This is a genomic window from Oceanicaulis sp. UBA2681 (assembly GCF_002354675.1).
Classification (GTDB): domain Bacteria; phylum Pseudomonadota; class Alphaproteobacteria; order Caulobacterales; family Maricaulaceae; genus Oceanicaulis; species Oceanicaulis alexandrii.
The window spans coordinates 432,101-454,217 of record NZ_DEMB01000003.1 but is presented as its reverse complement, the minus strand read 5'-3'; the positions used below and the strand labels follow the sequence as shown (position 1 = coordinate 454,217).

The 22,117-nt window shown below is 64.6% G+C and carries 20 protein-coding genes and 1 tRNA gene; 9 read left to right on the top strand and 12 right to left on the bottom strand.

Annotated features, from left to right (window positions below; all coding sequences use genetic code 11):
- A partial coding sequence (locus B3M53_RS02990) for an NTP transferase domain-containing protein (RefSeq protein ID WP_286799618.1) occupies positions 1–896 on the bottom strand: 896 nt, incomplete at its 3' end.
- Between the two features lie 130 nt (positions 897–1,026).
- Between B3M53_RS02990 and B3M53_RS02985 the strand changes: the two genes are divergently transcribed.
- Positions 1,027–1,722, top strand: a complete 696-nt coding sequence (locus B3M53_RS02985; protein WP_022701868.1) for an HAD hydrolase-like protein — start codon at positions 1,027–1,029, stop codon at positions 1,720–1,722.
- Here the strand turns inward: B3M53_RS02985 and B3M53_RS02980 are convergent.
- On the bottom strand, positions 1,719–1,937 hold the full coding sequence (locus B3M53_RS02980; RefSeq protein ID WP_022701867.1) for a phosphoglycolate phosphatase: 219 nt from the start codon (positions 1,935–1,937) through the stop codon (positions 1,719–1,721). The two genes, B3M53_RS02985 and B3M53_RS02980, sit on opposite strands and share 4 nt — an antisense overlap.
- A 293-nt stretch (positions 1,938–2,230) precedes the next feature.
- On the opposite strand from B3M53_RS02980, the gene B3M53_RS02975 reads away from it, so the two are divergent.
- Positions 2,231–2,305, top strand: a tRNA-Val gene (locus B3M53_RS02975).
- A 58-nt stretch (positions 2,306–2,363) separates the two neighbouring features.
- Here the strand turns inward: B3M53_RS02975 and B3M53_RS02970 are convergent.
- Positions 2,364–3,038, bottom strand: a complete 675-nt coding sequence (locus B3M53_RS02970) for a DUF4386 domain-containing protein (RefSeq protein ID WP_273019627.1) — start codon at positions 3,036–3,038, stop codon at positions 2,364–2,366.
- 289 nt (positions 3,039–3,327) lie between these two features.
- Between B3M53_RS02970 and B3M53_RS02965 the strand changes: the two genes are divergently transcribed.
- From B3M53_RS02965 to B3M53_RS02955, 3 genes are read left to right on the top strand one after another with little or no spacing between them, the layout of a single operon-like run.
- Complete coding sequence (locus B3M53_RS02965; RefSeq protein WP_273019625.1) at positions 3,328–4,377, top strand: extracellular solute-binding protein; 1,050 nt, start codon at positions 3,328–3,330, stop codon at positions 4,375–4,377.
- Complete coding sequence (locus B3M53_RS02960; RefSeq protein WP_273019623.1) at positions 4,374–5,963, top strand: ABC transporter permease; 1,590 nt, start codon at positions 4,374–4,376, stop codon at positions 5,961–5,963. Before B3M53_RS02965 ends, B3M53_RS02960 begins: the two co-directional genes overlap by 4 nt.
- Positions 5,960–7,054: an ABC transporter ATP-binding protein gene (locus B3M53_RS02955; protein WP_273019622.1), complete on the top strand. Its 1,095-nt coding sequence runs from the start codon at positions 5,960–5,962 to the stop codon at positions 7,052–7,054. The genes B3M53_RS02960 and B3M53_RS02955 overlap by 4 nt, the downstream gene beginning before the upstream one ends.
- Here B3M53_RS02955 and B3M53_RS02950 read toward each other — a convergent pair.
- The 4 genes from B3M53_RS02950 to B3M53_RS02935 form a co-directional block, all read right to left on the bottom strand.
- Entirely contained in the window at positions 7,029–8,618 is a 1,590-nt protein-coding gene (locus B3M53_RS02950) for an ABC-F family ATP-binding cassette domain-containing protein (protein WP_273019620.1), read from the bottom strand. The two genes, B3M53_RS02955 and B3M53_RS02950, sit on opposite strands and share 26 nt — an antisense overlap.
- Positions 8,619–8,758: 140 nt before the next feature.
- The gene (locus tag B3M53_RS02945; protein WP_160091994.1) at positions 8,759–9,826 is read right to left on the bottom strand and encodes a Leu/Phe/Val dehydrogenase; all 1,068 of its coding nucleotides are present in this window, start codon (positions 9,824–9,826) and stop codon (positions 8,759–8,761) included.
- Between the two features lie 162 nt (positions 9,827–9,988).
- A complete protein-coding gene (locus tag B3M53_RS02940) occupies positions 9,989–10,585 on the bottom strand; it encodes a uracil-DNA glycosylase family protein (RefSeq protein WP_160091995.1) in 597 nt (198 codons plus the stop codon).
- Positions 10,578–10,850 carry a DUF3253 domain-containing protein gene (locus B3M53_RS02935; RefSeq protein ID WP_160091996.1) on the bottom strand — a complete coding sequence of 91 codons (273 nt, stop codon included), beginning with the start codon at positions 10,848–10,850 and terminating at the stop codon, positions 10,578–10,580. The genes B3M53_RS02940 and B3M53_RS02935 overlap by 8 nt, the downstream gene beginning before the upstream one ends.
- 23 nt (positions 10,851–10,873) lie before the next feature.
- On the opposite strand from B3M53_RS02935, the gene B3M53_RS02930 reads away from it, so the two are divergent.
- Positions 10,874–11,596, top strand: a complete 723-nt coding sequence (locus B3M53_RS02930) for an acyltransferase (protein ID WP_273019616.1) — start codon at positions 10,874–10,876, stop codon at positions 11,594–11,596.
- A 313-nt stretch (positions 11,597–11,909) separates the two neighbouring features.
- Here B3M53_RS02930 and B3M53_RS02925 read toward each other — a convergent pair whose 3' ends face one another.
- Positions 11,910–13,190: a NupC/NupG family nucleoside CNT transporter gene (locus B3M53_RS02925; protein WP_273019614.1), complete on the bottom strand. Its 1,281-nt coding sequence runs from the start codon at positions 13,188–13,190 to the stop codon at positions 11,910–11,912.
- A 130-nt stretch (positions 13,191–13,320) separates the two neighbouring features.
- On the opposite strand from B3M53_RS02925, the gene B3M53_RS02920 reads away from it, so the two are divergent.
- On the top strand, positions 13,321–13,518 hold the full coding sequence (locus B3M53_RS02920; protein WP_273019612.1) for a DUF1289 domain-containing protein: 198 nt from the start codon (positions 13,321–13,323) through the stop codon (positions 13,516–13,518).
- Positions 13,519–13,530: 12 nt separating this feature from the next.
- On the opposite strand, the gene B3M53_RS02915 is transcribed toward B3M53_RS02920, so the two are convergent.
- Together B3M53_RS02915 and dusA are read right to left on the bottom strand one after the other, a co-directional pair.
- Complete coding sequence (locus tag B3M53_RS02915) at positions 13,531–14,349, bottom strand: sulfite exporter TauE/SafE family protein (protein ID WP_273019610.1); 819 nt, start codon at positions 14,347–14,349, stop codon at positions 13,531–13,533.
- A gap of 84 nt (positions 14,350–14,433) precedes the next feature.
- On the bottom strand, positions 14,434–15,432 hold the full coding sequence (dusA, locus tag B3M53_RS02910) for a tRNA dihydrouridine(20/20a) synthase DusA (RefSeq protein ID WP_273019608.1): 999 nt from the start codon (positions 15,430–15,432) through the stop codon (positions 14,434–14,436).
- 201 nt (positions 15,433–15,633) lie between these two features.
- On the opposite strand from dusA, the gene B3M53_RS02905 reads away from it, so the two are divergent.
- Both B3M53_RS02905 and B3M53_RS02900 read left to right on the top strand, forming a co-directional pair.
- A complete protein-coding gene (locus B3M53_RS02905; RefSeq protein WP_286799612.1) occupies positions 15,634–17,100 on the top strand; it encodes an aldehyde dehydrogenase family protein in 1,467 nt (488 codons plus the stop codon).
- 123 nt (positions 17,101–17,223) lie between these two features.
- Positions 17,224–18,279 carry an NAD(P)-dependent alcohol dehydrogenase gene (locus B3M53_RS02900; RefSeq protein ID WP_273019604.1) on the top strand — a complete coding sequence of 352 codons (1,056 nt, stop codon included), beginning with the start codon at positions 17,224–17,226 and terminating at the stop codon, positions 18,277–18,279.
- A gap of 84 nt (positions 18,280–18,363) precedes the next feature.
- On the opposite strand, the gene pyrC is transcribed toward B3M53_RS02900, so the two are convergent.
- On the bottom strand, positions 18,364–19,407 hold the full coding sequence (gene pyrC, locus B3M53_RS02895; RefSeq protein ID WP_273019602.1) for a dihydroorotase: 1,044 nt from the start codon (positions 19,405–19,407) through the stop codon (positions 18,364–18,366).
- 40 nt (positions 19,408–19,447) lie between these two features.
- Positions 19,448–22,054: a cation-translocating P-type ATPase gene (locus B3M53_RS02890; RefSeq protein ID WP_273019600.1), complete on the bottom strand. Its 2,607-nt coding sequence runs from the start codon at positions 22,052–22,054 to the stop codon at positions 19,448–19,450.
- Positions 22,055–22,117 lie beyond the last annotated feature (63 nt).

Here is a 22,117-nt window from a genome sequence, read left to right as displayed (position 1 = left end):
TGGGAATAGGCGCGAATGCGGGCGCCGGATTTCACCACCACGCCCGGCCCGAACACCACATGGGGTTCGACCACCACATCGTTCTCGATCATTGTGTCATGGCTGAAAAAGACGGTTTCGGGCGCGATCAGGGTCACCCCCTCCACCATCGCGCTGTGTCGGGCACGGGCCTGAAACGCCGCTTCAGCGTCGGCGAGGTCCACGCGCGAGTTCACGCCCAGCACCTCATCCGCATCCGCCTTCACCGCTTTTGCGGGCAGGCCGCGTCCGCGCGCCAGCCCCACAAGATCGGTGAGATAATATTCGCCGCTGGCGTTCTCATTGGTCACCTCGCCCAACAACTCGAACATGAGTTCGGCGGGCATGGCCAGAACGCCGGAATTGCACAAGCGGACCTTCAGCTCGTCCGCGCTGGCGTCCTTGGCCTCGACAATCGCCTCAAGCCCGCCCTCGGCGTTCTCGATCAGACGGCCATAGCCGCCCGGCGCGTCCGGCTCGAAGCCCAAAACGGAAACTGCCGCGCCCTCTCCAAGCGCGTCAAACACGCGCTCAACGGTTTCGGGCTGGATCAGCGGCGTATCGGCGTAGAGCACGATCACATCGCCCTCAAAGCCGGACAGCGCGCCTTGCGCCTGCTGCACGGCATGACCGGTGCCCTGGGGCGGGTCCTGCACAGCGGTCTCCGCGCCTGCCGCCTCAGCCTGATTTTTGACCTCCGGCGCATGCGCGCCCCAGACCACCACTTTCCGGTCCGCCTTCACCGCGTCCGCCAGCGCCAGCGACCAGTCGAGCATGGAGCGGCCCGCAATCGCGTGGAGCGGCTTGGCCATCGCCGATTTCATACGCTTGCCATGGCCGGCGGCGAGGATGATTGCGGCGCGGGGGCGAGAGGACATGAGCCGGGCTCCGTAGTGAGGAATCTGCAGCGTTTTTCACGCCTGAGCGCTATAGCCTATCAAGACAGAAGACGCGACCGCACAGACGCGTCACATTCTCTGATGCCTCTGAAACCCAATGTGAGAGCCCATGCATACCAATCTGAACGGCGCCCGGATCGCCTTTGACCTTGACGGCACGCTGGTGGACACGGCGCCCGATCTGGTGCGGGCGCTCAATGAAAGCGTCGGGCCTTTGGGGTTCGATCCGGTGCCGCTTGAGGATGTGCGCGCCATGGTGGGCCGCGGCGCCCGCGCCCTGATCGAGCGCGCTTTCGAGCGTGAGGGACGCCCGTCGCCGGACGCGGAGCTGGTGACCGACAGGCTGACGGTGTTTCTGGACGCCTATCGCGCAGACATCGCCCGCCATTCACGACCGTTTGCGGGCGTTGAGGCGGCGCTCGATTCGCTGGCGGCGGCGGGGGCGCGGTTGTCGGTCTGCACCAACAAACCGACTCAGCTGGCGATTCCCTTGCTGGACGCGCTGAACATGCGCCACCGATTCGAACGGGTGATCGGACCGGAAGATGCGCCAGCCAAGAAACCGGACGCCTCGCACCTGTTGGTCGCTGTGGGCGGAGAGCCCATCGACCATGCGTGCGTTCTGGTAGGGGATTCAGAACCCGATGCCCTGGCGGCGAAAGCGGCGGGCGCCGGGTCAGTGATATTCGAGGGCGGTTATAGCGAAAAGCCGGCCCGCACGCTGGGTGCGGACCGGCTTTTTGCGGCGTATGGCGTGTTGCCCGACCTGTTGGCCGAGCTGATCGTCACACGCAAAAGCGCTTAGGCGCTGCGGCGCTCGGAAGAACGGTCGTTCGCCGGGCGCGGCATGCCGTTGACCATGTTGGAGCGCACATCGGTGCGCGCCGAACGCATGGCCGGCATGAAGCCGGCTTCGGTCAGTTCAATGTTCACGTCGTAGCCGCGCTCTTTCCAGTATGCTTCGATACGTTCTTTGAGGCGGAGCGCACCTTCACGGGTGCAGAAGTCGTTGGTGGCCATGGGGGAGAAACCTCCTTCAAACACGCGCAGCAGCTCGCGTGCGTAGGGTTCATTATCATTTGGATTTGTTAGCTACAGACTGAGACAGCCCTGTAGCGAGACGCGGGTCTATAAGTGATATTTCTTCTTGACGAAAGTATGACGGGCCACTTTTTCGAAAAAAAATTATGCAACCGAGGAATTTCTGTCACTTAGCAGAAGCCCGGCTGCGCCCGATCTGCATCGAGTCTGCGTTTCCTGCGCCCGCCCGCTTGACCCTATTGAGTCCCCGGCATAAAACCCGCGCCTCTTGAGGGCGATTAGCTCAGCGGTAGAGCACTTCGTTCACACCGAAGGGGTCACAAGTTCGATCCTTGTATCGCCCACCAATATGCCTGAAGAGGCGCGAACCCCGGCTCAACCGAGCCGGGGTTTTTGCTATCCGACTCAGGGCCTGACCCAGCGCCCGCCCGCAATCAGCAGATAAAGCGCAAACAGGCTCTCCCCCGCCACGGGGACCAGATAGGCCAGGGTGAAGCTGTCATAAGCCTCTGGCGCCAGTAGACGCAGCCCGGTTCCAGTCAGATAGACGAGCCCTGACACGCCGATCAGCCCCGCCAGCCAGACCGGCAGCGCACGGGCCCGGATCAGCAGAAGCGCCGTCAGAAGGCAATTCACCCCGAAAAAGGCGAGGCCCAGATCATAGCCGATCGCCTGAACGCCCAGCAGTCCGATCACCTCGGATGAAGGCGCGCCTGCCTCGAGCAGCTGCACGGCGCGCACCTGGAAGAGCAGATTAGCGCTGATGACCATCGCCTGGGCGCCGCGGAACATCAGCGCCGCCAACGCCAGCCCGGCGCCGTACGGAGCGAGCAACCGGTAGAGCAGAACCGCCACCCCCAGATCAGCCATCACCATCAGCGTGTCCGCCACCAGGCTTTGCCTGAGCGGCAGAGCCGAAGCGAGGTTCAAGCCGTCCGCCCCGCCAGCCAACACCGGTCCGCGAAGCAAGACTTCACTGACCAGTCCCAAGACGATGATGGCGAGATAGAGCACGCCTGCGAAACGCGCAGTCGGTCGGAATGCGAACTCAGGGCTCGCCGGGTGTGTCGCTGACGTCATCAGATTCTCCTAGAGCACCGGCGACAGTAAAGGATCGGGAGCCCTCCGTGGAGATCAGATGCGTCGCCGCGAGCCTGCTCAAAACGCTCAGCGCCATGACGATGGAACAGCTGGCGGTGACAGCCGCTGACTCCGGAACGTCACTCCGTCTCGAAGAGCCCTCAATCGCCGAACAACTGAAGATGCGGCTGGCAGTCGCACTTGCGAAACGTTCTCAGAAATGGCAGTGAGAGGCTTCCCCGGACCTGAGAGGCGTCTATATGCCTGCTCGCAGCACCAAGGACACGTCATGAAACTCGCCTCAGCCTGCTCAAGCCTTTTCGCCGGACTGATGGGTCTGACGGCTCTGGGCGCCTGCAGCCCGTCGGGATCACCTGACGGCGAAGTGGTGAATGTCTATACGGCGCGGCATTACGCGTCTGACGATCAGGTCTACGCCGCCTTCACTGAGGAGACCGGGATTGCGGTCAATGTCATTGAAGCGCCGGGTGATTTGCTGATCGAGCGCGTACGCGCCGATGGCGACCGCTCCCAGGCGGACGTGGTGATCACAGTGGATGCAGGCCGGCTCTGGCGCGCCGATGAAGCGGGGCTGTTCCAGCCCGCGCCCGAACTTGCTGACACCTTGCAAGCGGTGCCCGCCAATCTGCGCCAGCCCGATGGCGACTGGTTCGGCTTCGCCAGCCGGGTTCGCGTCATCGCCTACGCCAAGGATCGTGTGGACCCATCCCTGATCAATAATTTCAGCGACCTGACGGCGCCGGAATGGGCGGGCCGGATCTGCGTGCGCTCGTCCAACAATGTCTATAATCAGTCGCTTCTGGCGGCCATGGTGGCCCAGCAAGGCGCAGACGCCGCTGAAGCCTGGGCTGAAGGCGTGGTCAGCAATCTGGCGCGCCCGCCCCAGGGCGGCGACACCGACCAGATCCGCGCCGTCGCTGCGCGCGAATGCGATGTGGCCATCATCAACCATTACTATCTTGCGCGGATCATGCGCTCTGAGGATCCGGGCGATCAGGAGATAGCGGACCAGATCGGCGTTGTCTTCGCCGGCCTTGGCGAGGGCGGCTCCCATGTGAACGTGTCCGGCGCCGGTCTGGCCGCCAATGCGCCGCATCGCGAGAACGCGATCGCCTTTCTAGAATATCTGTTGACCGAAGACTCCCAGCGCGCCTTCGCCGAGCTGACCAACGAGTATCCGGTGATCGCAGACGTCACGTATGACAATGACGTGCTGGACGCCTTCGGCGCCTATGCGTCAGATGATGTGAATGTGGACGCGCTCGGCGAGAACGCCGGCGAAGCCCAACGCATCTTCGACCGCGTCGGCTGGCCGTGATCGCAAGCCGCGCCCAGTTCAATCCGGTCCGGCCGGCCCTTGTCGCCGCTCTGATCTGCGCCGCACCGCTTCTGGCGGTTGCGGCGCTTGGCGTTTTTGGCCCCTGGACAGATTACATGGCGCATATCGCGCGCACCCGCCTGCCCGCCTATCTGGGCCATACGGCGCTGGTCACCGGCGTCGCCGCGATCAGCGCGGGCCTGATCGGCGTGCCGCTGGCCTGGCTGGTGGCGCGGTACCGGTTCTTTGCGCGCTCTGTCTTTGAATGGCTTCTGGCCTTGCCGCTGGCGGCGCCCGCCTATGCCTCGGCCTATGCCTGGTATGACCTGACACAGCCCGGCGGCCCGGCGGACTGGCTGCCCACGGTGCGCGGCCCGATCGGCGCGGGGCTTATCTTCGGGTTTGCGCTCTACCCCTATGTCTACCTTCTGGCGCGTGAGGCCTTCGCCGGTCAGTCCGCTGACGCTTATGAAGCCGCCCGCACGCTGGGCGCCAAGCCGCGCGAGGCGTTTGTCCGCGCCGCCATTCCCATGGCCCGCCCCGCCATTGCCGCCGGGCTGGCGCTGGTGGTGATGGAAAGCCTCGCTGACTATGGCGCTGTCGTCCATCTGGGCGCGCCTACATTGTCAGTGGGCCTGATCCGCGCCTGGGCGGGCGAAGGCGCCATCGCCGACGCCGCGCGCCTGGCGCTGATCCTTGTGATGATCGCCTTTGTCCTATTCGCGCTTGAGCGCAGCCAGCGCCAGCGCGCCCGCCAGACCAGCGCCTCGGGCCGACGCCGTCCGCCCCGGCGCATGGATCTCGACCCAGCGCGGGCCGCACTGGCCATACTGGCCTGTCTGAGCCCGGTCCTCATTGGCCTGATCATTCCGCTGGCGCGTCTGGGCTATCGCGCCTTGCACGCGCCGGTCGCGCGCGACCTGATCCAGGCCGCGACACACTCGCTGACCCTGGCTGTTCTGTCCGGGCTGGCCGCGGCGGTTCTGGGACTGGCCTGCGCCTACGCGCTGCGCAGCCGCAAACCCGCCGCCGTCGCCGCGGCGCGTCTGGCGGGCCTGGGCTACGCCGTTCCCGGATCGGTCGCGGCGCTGGGCGTTCTCGTGCTTCTGGGCGGACTGCAGACCGGCCTCGACGGGGCGTGGACGGCGATGACCGGCGCGCAGTTTCCGATCCTGGTCTCGGGCGGGGTGATCGCGCTGATCTTCGCCTATCAATCGCGCTTCGCCGCCGCCGCCATCGGTCCGTCTGAAAGCGCGTTGCAACGGGTCACGCCGACGCTGGACATGGCCGCACGCACTTTGGGCGCGGGGCCGGGCGAGACGGCCTGGCGCGTGCACCGTCCGCTGGTGATGTCAGGCTCCCTGCTCGCAGCGCTTCTGGTGTTTGTCGAGGTGCTCAAGGAATTGCCCGCCACGATGATCCTGCGTCCGTTCAATTATGACACGCTGGCGGTGATCGCGAACAATTACGCCTCTGACGAACGGCTGGGCGAAGCGGCCCTGCCTGCGCTATTGATCACCTTGATCGCCTTGCCGCCCATGATCTGGATCGCCCGCCGCATCACCCGGCAGGAAGCCGCCCGATGACTGTGAGCCCGCCTGACATGACCGCCGTCAAACTTGATGACCGCCTGCTGGAAGTCTCCGGCGCCCTGGTGAGGTTCGCCCCGGGTCGGCCCGCCGTGGACGGGGTGGAGCTGACCTTGACCTGCGGGCGGGTGACGGCGCTGTTGGGCCCCTCTGGCTCAGGCAAGTCGACCTTGCTGCGCGCCATCGCCGGTCTGGAGCCGCTGGACGCCGGTGAGATCCGGTTTGAAAACCATCTCTGGAGCGCGCCAGGCCTTCACAAACCGCCTGAAGACCGGCGCTGCGGCGTGGTGTTTCAGGATTATGCGCTGTTTCCGCATTTGACCGCGCTCGACAATGTGGCGTTCGGCCTGCGTGAGGGCTCCAAGGACCAGCGTCGCCAGACCGCCCTCGCCCGCCTGGAAGCCGTCGAGCTGGGCCATCGCGCCAAAGCCTACCCACATGAGCTGTCGGGCGGCGAGCAGCAGCGTGTGGCGCTGGCGCGGGCGCTGGCGATCAAACCCGATGTGATGTTGCTGGACGAGCCGTTCTCCGGGCTCGACCGCCGTCTGCGCTCTGAACTGCGCGGCGCCACCGCCGATGTCCTGCGGCAGTCGGAAGCGGCGACCCTGATCGTCACCCATGACGCCGAAGAGGCGCTGGAGCTGGCTGATTCCATTGCGCTGATGAATGAAGGCCGGATCATTCAGACCGGCGCGCCGGACACCTTGTACATGAAGCCCAATTCGCTGACCGCTGCGCGACTCTTGGGCGATGTGGGCGCGTTTGACGCCGATATCCGCGACGGCGCCGCGCACACCCTTCTGGGGCAGTACCCGGCGCAAAACTTTACTGACGGCGACACAGCCCTGCTGCTGGTCCGCCCGGAAGGCGTAAAGCTGGGACGCGCCGATGCGGAGGGCGCCTTGGCGATGATCACCCAGCGGCGGGTCAGTTCAGGCTATGCGCGCCTGATCTGTCGACTTGAGACCGGTCAGATACTGGAAGCGCGAGCCAGCCTGAAAGAAAACCACCGGGTCGGCGACGCCGTTCGTCTCAACGTAGAGCCCGCCTTCGCCCATCTGGTCAGAGCCGAGCCCGATCAAGGCTGAGCGTCTGGTCAAGCCTGATGGCGTTAAGAAACGCCTGGTCATGGCTGACCGCCAGGATCGCGCCGCCAAAGCCGTTCAGCGCGTCCTCCAAAGCCTCTACAGCCTCGATATCGAGGTGATTGGTGGGTTCGTCCAGCAAGATCAACTCTGGCGGCTCGCCGCCCAGAACGCCCGCCAGCCCGGCGCGCAGTCTTTCCCCGCCGCTTAAAACGCCCACACGCTTCTCGGCTTGCGCGTTCCGCAGATCAAATTGCGCCAAAGCGGCATAGGCGGCGTTTATGGAGAGGTTCGGATCACGGACGCGCAGCGCCTCGACCACGGTCAAATCCGGATCGAGATCACTCACCGTCTGGTCCAGCCGCGCGATGCGGCCCACCGTCCGCCGGATCTCGCCAGAGCGCGGCGTCAACAGCCCTTGCGCCAGTTTCAACACGGTCGTCTTGCCGGCGCCATTGGGACCAGCCAACGCCAGACGTATCCCGCCCGTGATCGCAAAGCTCAAGCGATCAATGAGCGCCGTCTCGCCATAGCTGAAGCTCACAGCGTCAAACGCCAGAACCGTACGGCCTGACGGACTATCCGCGCCCTGAGCCCGGATAGAGAGCCTGGGTCCGCGATGACGCTGATCGCTCGCCGCCTCCAGCTTCGCTTCGGCGTCCGAAACCCGTTTGTCCCGCACGCCGGCCAGCCGCGCGGCAGTGCTCTCGCTGCGCGCTTTCATGGCGTCGAGCAAGACCTTGGCGTTGCTGCCATCAGCACGTTGGCGCTTCCCCGATTGCGCGCGTCGCTCCAGTCGCGCATGAGCCTCTTTCGCAGCGCGTTTGATCTGACGCGCGTCCGCCTCCAGCCGATCATGCTCGGCTTCGGCGCGCGCCCGCGCCGCATCTCGCTGCGTCACATACTCAGTCCAGCCGCCGCCAAACACGGACCAGCCCGGCCCTTCAAGGGCGATAATCCGGTCCACACGCTCCAGGAGCGCGCGATCATGGCTGACGATCACCAGCCCGCCTGGCCAGTCCGCCATTATCTGGTGCACCGCGTCCCGACCCTCGGCGTCGAGATTGTTGGTCGGTTCGTCCATCATCAGAATGTCCGGCGCGTCCAGCATCGCCTGGGCCAGAGCCAGTCGCGCGCGCTGCCCGCCAGAAAGCGATGAGAGCGGCGCAGTGAGCGCAAGGCCGCTCAGCCCCATTTGCTCAAGCGACGCCTCCACACGCGCTTCCAGCGTCCAGTCTGCATGATCAAAGTCGGCCTCACCCCCCTCGCCCGCCAGAATGCGGGACAGACGGGCCAGAGCCTCGCTGACGCCCAGACCCGACGCCACATCGCCTGTCGCGTCAGGACCGGATTGCTCCATCCAGCCGATGCGGCCCTGACACAGCACCTGACCGCTCGCAGGAGTCAGCGCGCCGGCGAGCGCCTTGAGCAAGGTTGATTTCCCTGCCCCGTTCGGGCCGACCACACCGGTGACCTCACAGCCGAAATTGAGGGTGAAGTCCTCAAGCAGGACGTGATGATCAGGGGTGCGAAGGGTAAGCGAGTTTGCAGATAACAAGGCGGACATGACGGACTCCAGACAAGGTTGCGCGAGGGGCGGAACGGGTCTGTAGCTTCATGGGCCTCAAGTCCTTCAATGCAAAAACGGCGGCCTGAGTACAGGCCGCCGTTTCACAATTCAAGTGTCTTTCAAGTCAGAAAGCGCGCTTATTCGGCCGCGAGCGCTTTCTGCTCGGCAGCGTCCGCGAGACGCTGGCGCGCCAGTTCGTCAGCGACAATGTTCGCCGGACGCGCTTCACGCGCCGCGGTGTCCATGATCTCGCCCAGCGTGGCTTTCAGGGTGACCAGCTTGCCTTCAACCCATTTGGCGTCGAAGCGCGCGTCCAGCTCGCCCATAACATTGATGATGCCGCCGGCGTTGATGACGTAATCAGGGGCGTAGAAGATGCCGCGCTTTTGCAGCTCGGCGCCCATGTCGCGGGTCTCCAGCTGGTTGTTGGCGGCGCCCGCGACCACTTTGACCTTCAGGCGGTCAATGGTCTCAGGGTTGATGATCGCGCCCAGAGCGCACGGGGTGAAGATGTCCGCATCCACGTCGTAGATGGCGTTGGGATCTTCAACCACGGTCGCGCCCAGCTCCTTGGCGAGCGCATGCAGCTCGGCGGCGCGAATGTCTGCCAGATGCAGTTCGGCGCCGGCTTCGGCCAGATGACGGCACAGATAGGCGCCCACATGGCCGGTCGCGCCCTGCACGGCGATCTTCACGCCATTGAGGTCTTCAGAGCCCAGACCGCGAGCTGCGGCGGCCTGAATGCCCATGAACACGCCCTTGGCGGTGACCGGCGACGGATCGCCCGTGCCGTCAGGCAGGCCCACAACATGGCGGGTGGTGCGGCGCGCAGCGACCATGTCGTCCGGCGACACGCCCACATCTTCAGCAGAAATGTACTGGCCATTGAGGCTTTCCAGCGCACGACCAAAGGCTTCAAACAACGCCTGGCGGTCAAAATCGCCTTCAGGGCGCATGATTACGGATTTACCGCCGCCAATGGGCAGGTCCGCCATGATGTTCTTGTAGCTCATGCCCTGGGACAGACGCAGCACGTCGGTCACCGCCTCGGCAGAGGACGGATAAGACCACATGCGGCAACCGCCCACGGCCGGGCCGCGTGCGGTGGAGTGCACCGCCAGGATAGCCTTCAGCCCCGTCGCCGGGTCCGTGGCGAACAGAACTTTCTCGTGATTATCAAACGCTTTGTGCTCGAACAGGCTCATGAGCGGGGAGTCCTTCCTGTCGCGATACGAATAAAAATCCGCTGGTGGAGCGGCGCCGCTTCGTTGGCGGTCGCAAACACCCAGGGTCCAGCGTGTGCGACGCCTCGATACTCCCTGTGACAATCGTGTGCAAGTGCCCGTTTTACTTGGGTAAATGTACGGTCAATTTAGACTGTTCAGCATTTTGCGGACGCGAGCTTTTAGCTCGGGCAAAACCTCGTTCTCAAACCAAGGGTTACGTTTCAACCAGCCCGTGTTTCTCCAGCTGGGATGCGGCAGCGCAACATAATCAGGCAAGTGCAGTCGCCACTGCTTTACGGTTTCAGTCAGGGTTTTCGCCGCCGCCTCGCCCAGATGCCAGCGCTGGGCGTGGGCGCCCACCAGCAAGGTCAGCTTCACATGGGGTAACGCCGTGCTCGCCCGATCCTGCCAGAGCGGCGGACACTCACGACGCGGCGGCTTGTCTCCGCCCTTGGCGTCGAGACCGGGAAAGCAGAAGCCCATGGGCGTGATGGCGATGGCGCGCTCGTCATAGAACTCGGCCTCGCTCACCCCCATCCAGTCGCGCAGACGATCCCCGCTGGGATCGGTGAAGGGCATGCCGCTCAGCTGAACCCGCGTGCCTGGCGCCTGTCCGATGATGCGGATGACCGCGCTCGCCTCTCCGCGCACCACAGGGCGCACGGGATGATCAAGATGGGGCTGGCAGACCCGGCAGGCGCGGATCTGCGCTTTCAGCTGGTCGAAATCCTCAGCCATCGCTTTCAGGCGCCGGCGCGTCCGGCGCCTTGGCCAGGCGGTAGACGCCCTTGAAGTTTTCAGGGTCGACCGGCTTGCCCTTGCGCAGGATCACCACCTTGCCCTGGCGGGCCAGATGGATCGCCGCATTGCGCACATGGCGCATGCGTTTGCGGAAGTCTTCAGGAAAGACTTCACGGGCCGCCTCGGACGGGCAGATGCTTTTATCCGGCCCTCGCGCCTCGACCAGGGACAGAATCGCGGTTTCGATAACGTCTTCGCTCATTCTTGGCTGGATACTCCAAAACCATGCGTCATGACCACCGCCCTTACTGGATGCACGATCTTTGGGAGCAGTATGAAAACTGGTGGGTCCGGCGCTTTCTGGAGCCGCATTTCGAAAGTCTGGGCCAGAACGCCAAGATCGTGCGCCCGTGGAATGTGGAAGTGTTCGGCCCCAATGTGCATGCAGGGCAAGCCATCCATGTGGTCAGCCGAAGCGACCAGCCCGTCAGCTTCACCGTCTGGTCGCCCCGGGATGCGCCTGGCGAAATCGTGATCGGCGATTGCTGCTTCTTCGCGGGCGGCGTGCGCATTCTGGCGGCGGAGAAGATCGCCATCGGAGACGGCGCCCTGATCGCCAAGTCCGTCACCATCACGGATAGTGACTGGCACGACATCTATGACCGCATCACCCCGCGCCCGCCCAGCGCCCCGGTGGTCATCGGCAAGAATGTCTGGATCGGCGACGGGGCGTTTGTGGGAAAGGGCGTGACCATTGGCGACAACGCCGTCATCGGCGCGCGTTCTGTGGTCACCAAGGATGTGCCCGCCAACACCGTCGTCGCCGGCGCTCCGGCCAGAACCGTCAAGACGCTGGACCCTGACGGCCCGTTCAAAACGCGCATGGAGATGTTGGGCGACGCTGACGGCCTCGACCGATTCATGAAAGCCGCCTACCGCGAGCAGCTTTCGGGTAATTCCACGCTGGGATGGCTGCGCAGCAAGTTCTTTCCAAGGCGGGGTGATTAGGGGCCTGCGTGTTCGCTTGACCCTTCAATCCTAATCTTGTCATTCACCGGTTTATCCGGTGAATCCATGCCGGAACCTGTCATCAAACCAACCGGCATGGATCGGCCGGACAAGCCGTCCGATGACAGTCTGAGAGCGTTGAAAATACCCTTCTCTTTCCCGGCGGAGGCCGGGATCCAGAGATCATCAAGCGCCGCGCATCCGGCTCTGGGCCCCGGCCTTCGCCGGGGAAGAGGAAAAAAGAGATTGAATCGCCCCAAACAAAAACGGCCCCGGTTTTCCGGGGCCGTTTTCGTGTCTGCCTCTCAAAAGCCTAGCTGAACAGGCTCATCGGCAGGGCGCCGATCACGGCGCCGGTCATCAGCGTGGCGAGGGTGCCCGAGATGAGCGCGCGCGGGGCGAGCTGGAGAATATCCTCGCGGCGGCTCGGGGCTACGGCGATCAGGCCGCCCACCAGAATGCCCACCGAGGAGAAGTTCGCAAAGCCGCACGCCGCATAGGTCATGATCAGGCGCGAGCGCGGGCTGAGCTGGTCGGCGTTCGCAGCCAGCGCGTCATAAGCGAAGATCTCGTTCAGGGCCGTCTTGAAGCCCATCACGGTGCCGCCGGCTTGCGCCTCGCTCCACGGCAGTCCGGCGATCCAGACCAGCGGAGAGAAGATGAAGCCCAGAACGCGCTGAACGGTGATCGGCTCGCCCATGAAGTCTGGCAGACCGCCCAGCATGAAGTTGATCAGCGCCACAATGGCGGTGAACACCAAGAGCATGGCGATGATGTTCACAAACAGCTTCACGCCGTCAGACACGCCCGTGGTCAGGGCGTCCATGGTGGAGTGATAGAGCTGGACAGGGATGCGTTCTTTCTCGGCCTGTTCGGCGGTTTCGTCCTGCGGATGCATCAGGCGCGCCAGAACGGCGGCGGCGGGCACCGAGATCAGCGAGGCGGTCAGGATGTGACCGGCGGCGTCATCGAGCACGGCGTTCAACTGGCTGACATAGATCGCCATCACCGAGCCTGCGACCGTGGAGAAGCCCACCGTCATGATCAGGAACAGGTCGGACCGCGAGATCGCCGGCAGGCGCGGACGGATCAGCACCGGGCTTTCAGTCATCCCGAGGAAAATGTTGGCCGCCGCGCCCAGCGAGGCGGCGCCGGACAGGTTGAGGATGCGGCGGAACAGGCTGGCGAAGCCGCGCACGGCGAATTCAAGAATGCGCCAGCGCCACAACACCGCCGAGATCGCGGACAGCACGATCACCATGGGCAGGGCCTGGAAGGCGAAGGTGAAGGTCAGCCCCTCCATCCCTTCGTGGATCATATAGGGGTTCTCACCGCCGCCCAGATACCCGAACACAAAGCTGGTGCCTTGGGTGGTGGCTGCTTGCAGCACCTCCACTACGGTCGTCAGCGAGGACAGGAAAGCGCGCGTCGGCGCAAAGCTGAACAGCAAAATGGCGATGGCGAACTGCACCGCCACACCGCCAATAATCAGCACCACAGGCGGCGTCTTGCGCGGCCCCAACACCCAGGCGATCGCCAGAAACACGAACACGCCGATGAGGCTGCGCAGCTGCAGACCCAGATCTTCAATCATATCTGATGATATCCCCTAATGACGGCTCACGCCGCGCCGGGCGTTTGTCACAGGTTCGCCAAAATACCGTTTTCTTAAAGAAACACTAGTGCGCTTGCAGCAGAAGCCTTAACGCGCCAGTTTGCGCCCCATGACAGACCCAATCTGGAGCCCCTGCAAGCGCGTGTGCGTGGTCGACCCGAACCAGGCGATCTGCGTGGGCTGTTTTCGCACCATGGATGAGCTGGGACGCTGGACCCTGATGAGCCAGGCCGAACGGCTCGCCATCAAGCCCGAGCTGAAAGCCCGCGAGGCGGCCTATCGGCAGGCGCGCAAGTCCGCGCGCTGATCAGGTCCTGATTCAGCCGACAAAAATCGCTTCACGCAGCATGTTCAACGCCATGACCAGAAGGCCGATGGCGAAAATCTGCTTGAGGCGCTTGGCGTTCAGGCGATGGGCGAGATTGGCCCCTACCGGCGCGAGGAACACCGCCGACGCCGCCAGCGTCACAAAGGCGGCCATGTTCACATAGCCCAGGGAAAACGGCGCGCGGCCCGGCTCATCCAGCCCCGCTACCATGAAGCCGATGGCGCCGGGCAGGCCGATCGCGACGCCGAAACCGGCGGCGGTCGCCACGGCGGTATGCATGGATTTGCCGAATATGGTCATCAGGGTGACGCCGAACACGCCGCCGCCGATTCCCATCAGGGATGACAACACGCCGATGACGCCGCCCAGCAGCGCCTTCCAGGGATGACCGGGGAGCTGGTCCGCGAGCTTCCAGTCCGGGCGCCCGAAGAAGAATTGCGCAGACAGCAAAAGCGCCACGGCGCCAAACAATCCCGTCAGCGCCCGCCCCGGCGCAAGATCCGCCACGGCGGAGCCGAGCAAGGCGCCAATGACGATGAAGGGCGTCCAGCCCTTGAGCACCGCGAAATCCACCGCCCCTTTCTGGGCGTGGGCGGCGACCGAACGCAAGGAGGTGGTGACGATCACCATGAGCGAGGTGCCCACCGCCGCATGCATGGCGTGGGCTTCATACCCCAGCGCGGTCAGCACATAATACAGCGCCGGCACCATCACGATGCCCCCGCCAATGCCGAACAACCCCGCGATCAGGCCGGCGAACGCGCCCACGGCCAGCAAGGTCAGGATGAAGGGAATCAGCGAGGCGTCCATGGGGCGAGCCTTTCAGAAGGACCAGTGACTTGGCCCAACATGGCCCGGTTTCGTGTCGCGCTGCAACACGGCTGAAGACTGGCGTTATTCCGCCGCCGCCGGGCGCACTGCAGCCAGCGCATCTTCCAGAACCTCCCAGCCGGCGCCGGGCCGGTTAGCGCGCTCAGACAATACCTGACGCCATTTGCGCGCGCCGGGACGGCCTGCGAACAGGCCCAGCATGTGCCGGGTGATGGCGTGAAGTTTCACGCCGCGCTCAAGCTGAGCCTCCACATAGGGGCGATAGGCCTCGACCGCGTCAAACGGCGTCGCGCATGGGTCGGACGCCGCGCCATAGACGCGGGCATCCACTTCAGCCAGCGTCCAGGGCGTGTGATAGGCAGCGCGCCCCAACATGATCCCGTCCGTGCCATGGATCTCGGCAAGGCCATGCTCAAGGCTTTCAAGACCGCCATTGAGCAGCACTTCGAGATCGGGGTGCTCGGCCTTCATCCGGCGCACCAGATCATAATCGAGCGGCGGCACGTCGCGGTTTTCCTTGGGGCTCAGCCCTTTCAGCCAGGCCTTGCGCGCATGGACGATAAAGGTCTCAACCCCGCTCTCGCGCACCGTCTCGACAAAGCCGAACAGGGTCTTTTCGGGGTCCTGGTCATCCACGCCCAGCCGGTGCTTGACGGTGACGGGGACCGACACGGCCTCGCGCATGGCGATCAGGCAGTCGCGCACCAGCTCGGGCTCACGCATCAGACAGGCGCCGAACTTGCCAGATTGAACCCGGTCTGACGGGCAGCCCACATTGAGATTGATCTCGACATAGCCATAGCTCTCGGCGATCTTCGAGGCGCGCGCCAGAATCTCGGGATCAGACCCGCCCAGCTGGATGGCGACGGGATGCTCGGAGGCGTCAAAGCCGATCAGGCGCGGCACATCGCCATGGATCAGCGCCTGATCCACCGCCATCTCGGTATAGAGCACCGCCCGGCGCGTGAGGATGCGATGGAAGGCGCGGCAGTGCCGGTCCGTCCAGTCCATCATGGGCGCCACGGTGAAACGGCGATCCAGTTGTGCTGCGCTGTCTGTCATGGGCGGGGGATGTAAGGCGAGACGGGCAAAATCGCAAATCAGGGCCGCACGCGAGTCAGAAAACCTCAGCTCGCATGAAACTCCCAATCCATCCAGGCGTTACTTGTGGGCACGCTGACGAAGCGCTTCCTCGCAAGAGCACCCAAGCCGCACCAGACGACGCCTTGCGAAGCGCGCCCTCCCCCGTTTCAAGGATTTCCCATGACCGACGCTTATACCGATCTGAACCGTCAATTCATCGCTGGCGAATGGCGCACAGGCGGCGCAGGCCAAACCATGGAGAGCACGGACCCGTACACGGGCGATGTGCTGACAAAGATCGAGGCCGCCAGCGAAGACGATCTGAACGCCGCTTATGACGCTGCGCGAGAGGCGCAGCAGGATTGGGCCGGGAAAGCGCCTGCCGAACGAACCGCCGTTTTGCGCAAGGCCGTGTCGATCTTTGAAGACCGGCACGAGGAAATCGTCGACTGGCTGATCAAGGAAAGCGGCTCCACCCGCATCAAGGCCGAGGCGGAATGGTCCAACGCCCGCAACATCACCGAAGAAGCGGCGAGTTTCCCGCTGCGCGTGGAAGGCCGCATTCTGGCGTCCAATATTCCCGGCAAGGAAAGCCGCGTCTATCGCAAGCCCCTGGGCGTGGTCGGCGTCATCTCGCCGTGGAATTTCCCGCTGCACCTGGCGCAACGCTCCGTCGCGCCGGCGCTGGCGCTTGGCAACGCCGTGGTTCTGAAACCTGCGTCTGACACGCCGGTCTCCGGCGGGCTCTTGCTGGCCAAAATCTTTGAAGAAGCCGGGCTTCCGAAAGGCCTTTTGAATGTGGTGATCGGCAAGGGCTCTGACATCGGCGACGCGTTTGTCGAGCATTCCATCCCGAAGCTGATTTCCTTCACGGGCTCAACCCCGGTGGGCAAGGGCATCGCGAGCAAGGTCGCCGCCAGCGACGATCTGAAACGCCTGGCGCTGGAGCTTGGCGGCAACAACGCCTTTGTCGTGCTCGATGACGCCGATCTCGACCGCGCCGTGAACTCGGCGGTGGCGGGCAAATTCCTGCACCAGGGCCAGATCTGCATCGCGGTGAACCGCATCATCGTCGACGAGAGCCTGTATGACACCTTCGTCGAGAAGTTCGCTGAGCGGGTTCGGAGCCTGAAATACGGCGATCCGTCAGACCCTGACACCGCGGTCGGCCCGATCATCAATGAAAGCCAGCTGGACGGCCTGAAAGACAAGATCGCCCAGGCGAAAAAGGACGGCGCCCGGCCGCTGGTTGAAGGCGACATCAAGGGCCAGCTCGTGCCGCCGCATGTCTTTGCGGACGTCACCATGGAGATGGAGCTGGCGTATAACGAGATCTTCGGCCCCATCGCCGGCATCCTGAAAGCGCGCGATGAAGCGCATGCGCTCGAACTGGCCAACGCCACCGAATACGGGCTCTCCGGCGCCGTGCACTCTGGCGACACCGAACGCGCCGCAGCGTTCGCCCGCCGCATGGATACGGGCATGACCCATATCAACGACCATTCGGTCAATGATGACGCCAACGCTCCCTTCGGCGGCGAGAAGAACTCCGGGCTCGGCCGCTTCAACGGCGATTGGGCCATCGAGGAATTCACCACCGACCACTGGATCACGGTGCAACACGCAGAGCGTCCCCTGCCCTTCTGAGGCGGAGCGTCCCGCTCGACGACTGCAGACGCAGGGCCAAGCGTTACTTTATATCGCTTGCGATATAAGTGCTTGGCCCTACATCTGTGGCAGACCCAGTGAAGCCAGTCTGAGGAGACATCCGTGAAAACCACCGGATACGCCGCCTATTCCGCCGACAAGCCGCTCGCGCCTTATGATTTCGAACGCCGTGAGCTGCGCGGCAATGATGTCGCCATCGAGATCACTTATTGCGGCGTGTGTCACTCCGACCTTCACACGGCGCGCGGCGATTGGGGCAAGGTGGATTACCCCGTCGTCCCCGGCCATGAAATCGTCGGCAAGGTCATCGCCGTCGGCCCGGATGTCGAGCACTACGCAGTCGGCGACGATGTGGCCGTGGGCTGCATGGTCGACAGCTGCCAGGAGTGCGACCAGTGCGGTCATGGCGAAGAACAGTTCTGCCGCAATGGCATGACCGCCACCTATGATTCAAAGGACCGGATCACCGGCGAGCCCACCCAGGGCGGCTATTCCAAGCATATCGTAGTGCGTGAAGAGTTCGTGCTGGCCATGCCGGACGGGCTCGACCTGTCACGGGCGGCGCCGCTGCTGTGCGCCGGCATCACCACCTATTCGCCGCTGCGCACCTGGAATGTGGGTCCGGGCAGCCGGGTCGGCGTCGTGGGCATGGGCGGGCTCGGCCATATGGCCATCAAGCTGGCCGTCGCCATGGGCGCGCACGTGACCGTGCTCAGCCGCTCGCCCAGCAAGGAAAAGGACGCGCTGGAGCTGGGCGCAGACACCGTGCTGATCTCCACCGACAAGGCCGCCATGAAAGCCGCCCGCGGCTCTCTGGACCTGATTATCGACACCGTTCCAGTCAAACATGATGTGAACCCCTACATCCCGCTTCTGGACGTGGACGGCACGCTGACGCTCGTCGGCCAGGTCGGCCCGATGGAGGAGTTCGCCACGCCGCCCATGCTGATGGGCCGCCGCCGCATCGCCGCATCCCTGATCGGCGGCATCGCGGAAACCCAGGAAATGCTCGATTTCTGCGGCCGCATGAACATCCTGCCCGAGTGCGAAATGATCAAGATGGACGAGATCAACACCGCCTTTGACCGCATGGAGAAGGCTGATGTGCGCTATCGCTTCGTGATCGACATGAGCAGCGTTGACGCGCCCGCCGCCTAGGCGACGCCCCCGCGCCATTGAAAACGCCGCCTTGCATTTCGCAGGGCGGCGTTTTTGCATTCAGATCGGCTTGGAGCTGTAAGGTCAGTCCTCGACCAGCCGCCAGTTCATCACTTCCCCGGCGTGGAACGGGACGACCTTGATGTCGCCCGCGTCAATCGTCGCGGGGATTTCGGTGGGCTGGCGCTCCAGCGTGATCGTCCCCTCATTGAGCGGCAGACGGTAGAAGGCCGGGCCAAACTCGCTGGCGAAGCCTTCCAGCTTGTCCAGAGCGCCCTCTTCTTCAAACGTCTGCGCATAGCTTTCAATCGCCACCGGCGCGCTGAAAATCCCCGCGCAACCGCAGGCGCTTTCCTTGGCGTGGCGCTCATGGGGCGCGGTATCGGTGCCCAGGAAGAATTTCGGATCCCCGGACACCGCCGCCTTGCGCAGGGCGAGCTTGTGCAGGCGGCGTTTGGCCACCGGCAGGCAATACGCGTGGGGACGCATGCCGCCCACCAGCATGTCATTGCGGTCAATACGCAGATGGTGCGCGGTGATGGTCGCGGCGATGTTGTCTCCGCCCGCCTTCACGAAGTCGACGGACTGCTCGGTGGTGATGTGCTCGAGCACCACGCGCAGGCCGGGCATGGCTTTGATCAGCGGCCCCAGAACCGTGTCGAGGAAGACCGCCTCTCGATCGAAAATGTCGATATCGGGGCTCACCACCTCGCCATGGACCAGAAGCGGCATGCCCAGCTTTTCCATCCGCTCGAGCACCGGGCGGATATTGGCGATGTCGCTGACGCCATGAGCGGAATTGGTGGTGGCGTTCTGCGGGTAGAGCTTGGCCGCTGTGAAGACGCCCGCCTTGAAGCCGCGCTCGATCTCGTCCGCTTCAATCGTGTCGGTCAGATACGCCGTCATCAACGGCGTGAAACCGCGCTCGAGCGGAACCGCCGCATTGATCCGGTCGCGATAGGCGCGCGCCTGATCCACCGTCGTCACGGGCGGGGTCAGGTTCGGCATCACGATCGCGCGGGCGAATTGGCGGGCGGTGAAATCGGCGACCAGGTCGAGCATCGCGCCGTCGCGCAAATGCACATGCCAGTCGTCGGGCTTTCGAAGGGTCAGCGTGTTCTGGGTCATGGACCACGGATTTAGGCCGCCGCCGCGAAAAGCGCAATCATCAGCGCCGACGCGCCTGCAGGAGATATTTGATCGTCTCGGGAACGAGAAGCAGAACAAGCGCCGCGCCAGCGATAATCTGCCAGGACAGAGCGCTGGGCGGCGCCAGCCCCATCAAGGCCTGCAAGGGCGGCGCGAACACCAGGGCCAGCTGGGTCAGAACCGCCGCCAGCGCTGCGACCGGCAGCCAGACATTGCCGCGCCACCCCAGCCGCGCCAACGGCAGGGTTTGGGAGCGAAAGCTGAAGACGATGCTGGCGCTCAAGATCACCACAGCGCTGAAAGCCGCCGCATTCGCGGCCTCCTCGCCCAACGCCAGAGAGGCCTGAAACGCCGCCAGCGTCGCCGCGGCTGACGCGGCGCCGAACATGGCGATCACGCCAAGCGCGGTCTTGTCCACAACCGGCGCCTCAGGGCGGCGCGGCGGGCGCGCCATCAGATCGGGCGCCGCCCGTTCGGCGCCCAGGACCAGGGCGATGGGGCCATCTGTCAGAAGATTGACCCACAAGAGTTGCAAGGGCGTCAGGATCAGCGGCGCAGCGGACGCGATGTTCAGCCCCACCGCCAGCACTTCGCCCAGATTGGTGGCCAGCAGGAAACAGGTGAAATTGCGGATCGCCGCCTCCTGCCGCCGGCCTTCACGCACCGCGTCGATGATGGTGCTGAAGTCATCATCAAGCAGCACCAGATCCGCCGCCGCCTTCGCCGCGTCCGAGCCGCGGATTCCCATGGCTACGCCGATATCCGCCTGCTTGAGCGCGGGGGCGTCGTTGACGCCATCGCCGGTCATGGCCACGACCTCACCGGCGCCCTGAAGATGTCGCACCACCCGAAGCTTGTGTTCGGGCGTGGTGCGGCTGAGCACGTTCGCGGTTTTCAGCGCCTGATCGAGGCCTGCATCATCAAGCGCGTCAATCTCGGCGCCGCTGAGCACCCGGCCGGGGGCGAACCCCACCGCCTGGGCGATGGCTTCCGCCGTCCCCGCCGCATCGCCTGTGATCATGATCACCTGAAGCCCGGCGCTGCGGGCGGCGTCCAGGGCGGCGCGCGCGCGCGGCCGCGGCGGATCCATCAATCCCACCAGCCCCTGAAAGGTCAGATCATGCTCGACCAGGTCAGCCTCGTCATGGGGTTTGCGCGCAATGGCGAGCACCCGCAGGCCGCGGCGCCCCATGGCCTCCGCCCGTTCGGTCCAGTCGCGTCGCGCCGCCTCATCCATTTTGGCGACGCCGGTTTGCGTCGCCAAATGCGCGCACAGCGGCAACACGAAATCTGGCGCGCCCTTCACATGGATCATCGCGGCGTCGCCATCGCGCACCTGCACCAACATGCGTTTGCGTTCCGCGCTGAACGGCTGTTCCGCCAGACGGTCCGGCGGAGCATCCCCATCGAGCGTGGTGTGCTCCAGCGCAGCGAGCATCAAGGCCCGCTCGGTCGGCTCGCCCTGCACGGCTCCGTCCGGACACAGCTCGGCGTTGTTGCAGACACCGGCGGAATAAAGCGCCGCATGCGCCAGCGCATCAGGCTCTCCGGCCCCCACCTCCCACCGGCCTTGAGCGGTGAGCGTCTCCACCACCGTCATCTCGCCGGTGGTCAGCGTGCCGGTCTTGTCCGTGCAGATGACCGTGGCCGATCCCAACGTCTCCGCCGCCCGCAACCGCCGGACCAGTGCATTGCGCCGCGCCATGGCGCGCACGCCCAAAGCCAGCGTCAACGCCACCACTGCCGGCAAGCCTTCGGGCACCGCCGCCACCGCCAGCGAGACGCCGGTGAACACCATCTCCAGCAGCGGACGCCCGGTCGCGACCCCGATCAGCATGATGCCGAGCGCCGCCAGGATCGCCAGCCCGCCCAGCATGGCGCTCAACCGCCCCAGCCTGCGCTGCAAGGGAGTAGCCAGACGCTGGACCGAGCCCGCCAGCGCCGCGATACGCCCAAACTCGGTGCGCACTCCCGTTGCGACGACCAGCCCCGTCGCATGTCCATCCAGCACGAGAGCCCCGGCAAACGCCATCGAGGCGCGATCATGAACCGGCGCGCCTTCAGCGTCTGCGCCCGGCGCCTTGCGCACGCCACGGGATTCGCCGGTCAGGGGCGACTCGTCCATCAACAGCGTTTCCGCTGTGATCAATTTCAGATCGGCGGGCGTGCGGTCGCCGCGCCGGATCTCGACCAGATCACCGGGAACCAGATCCAGCGCGTTTATGCGCTGGCGGCGCCCCGACCGGATCACAGTGCTATGGGGCGTCATCAGCCCCGCAATCGCAGCGAGGGCGCGTTCTGCGCGCCATTCCTGAAAAAAGCTCAAGCCCACATTCAGCGCCACCACGATGCTGATCATCACCGCGTCCAGCACTTCGCCCAGAAGCGCCGCCAAACCAGACGCAACCGCTAGCAAGATCACCAAAGGGTCGATGAGTTGATGCGCCAGCGCCTTCAGCGGCGAAAACCCTTCCTGCACGTCAATGACATTGCCGCCGCCTTCAGCCAGACGTTTGCGCGCTTCCGCCTCGTCCAATCCGTCTGAGGCGTCGCCGCCCAAACGGCGCACGACCTCGTCAGGCGACTCTGTACTGCAGTGAGAAGGGTCCGTCTCAAGCCGGGTCATGGGCGCAGTGTTTCACTTCACCCGCCGCCCCGCCACTGGCGTGGTTTACTCCAATTGTCGCAG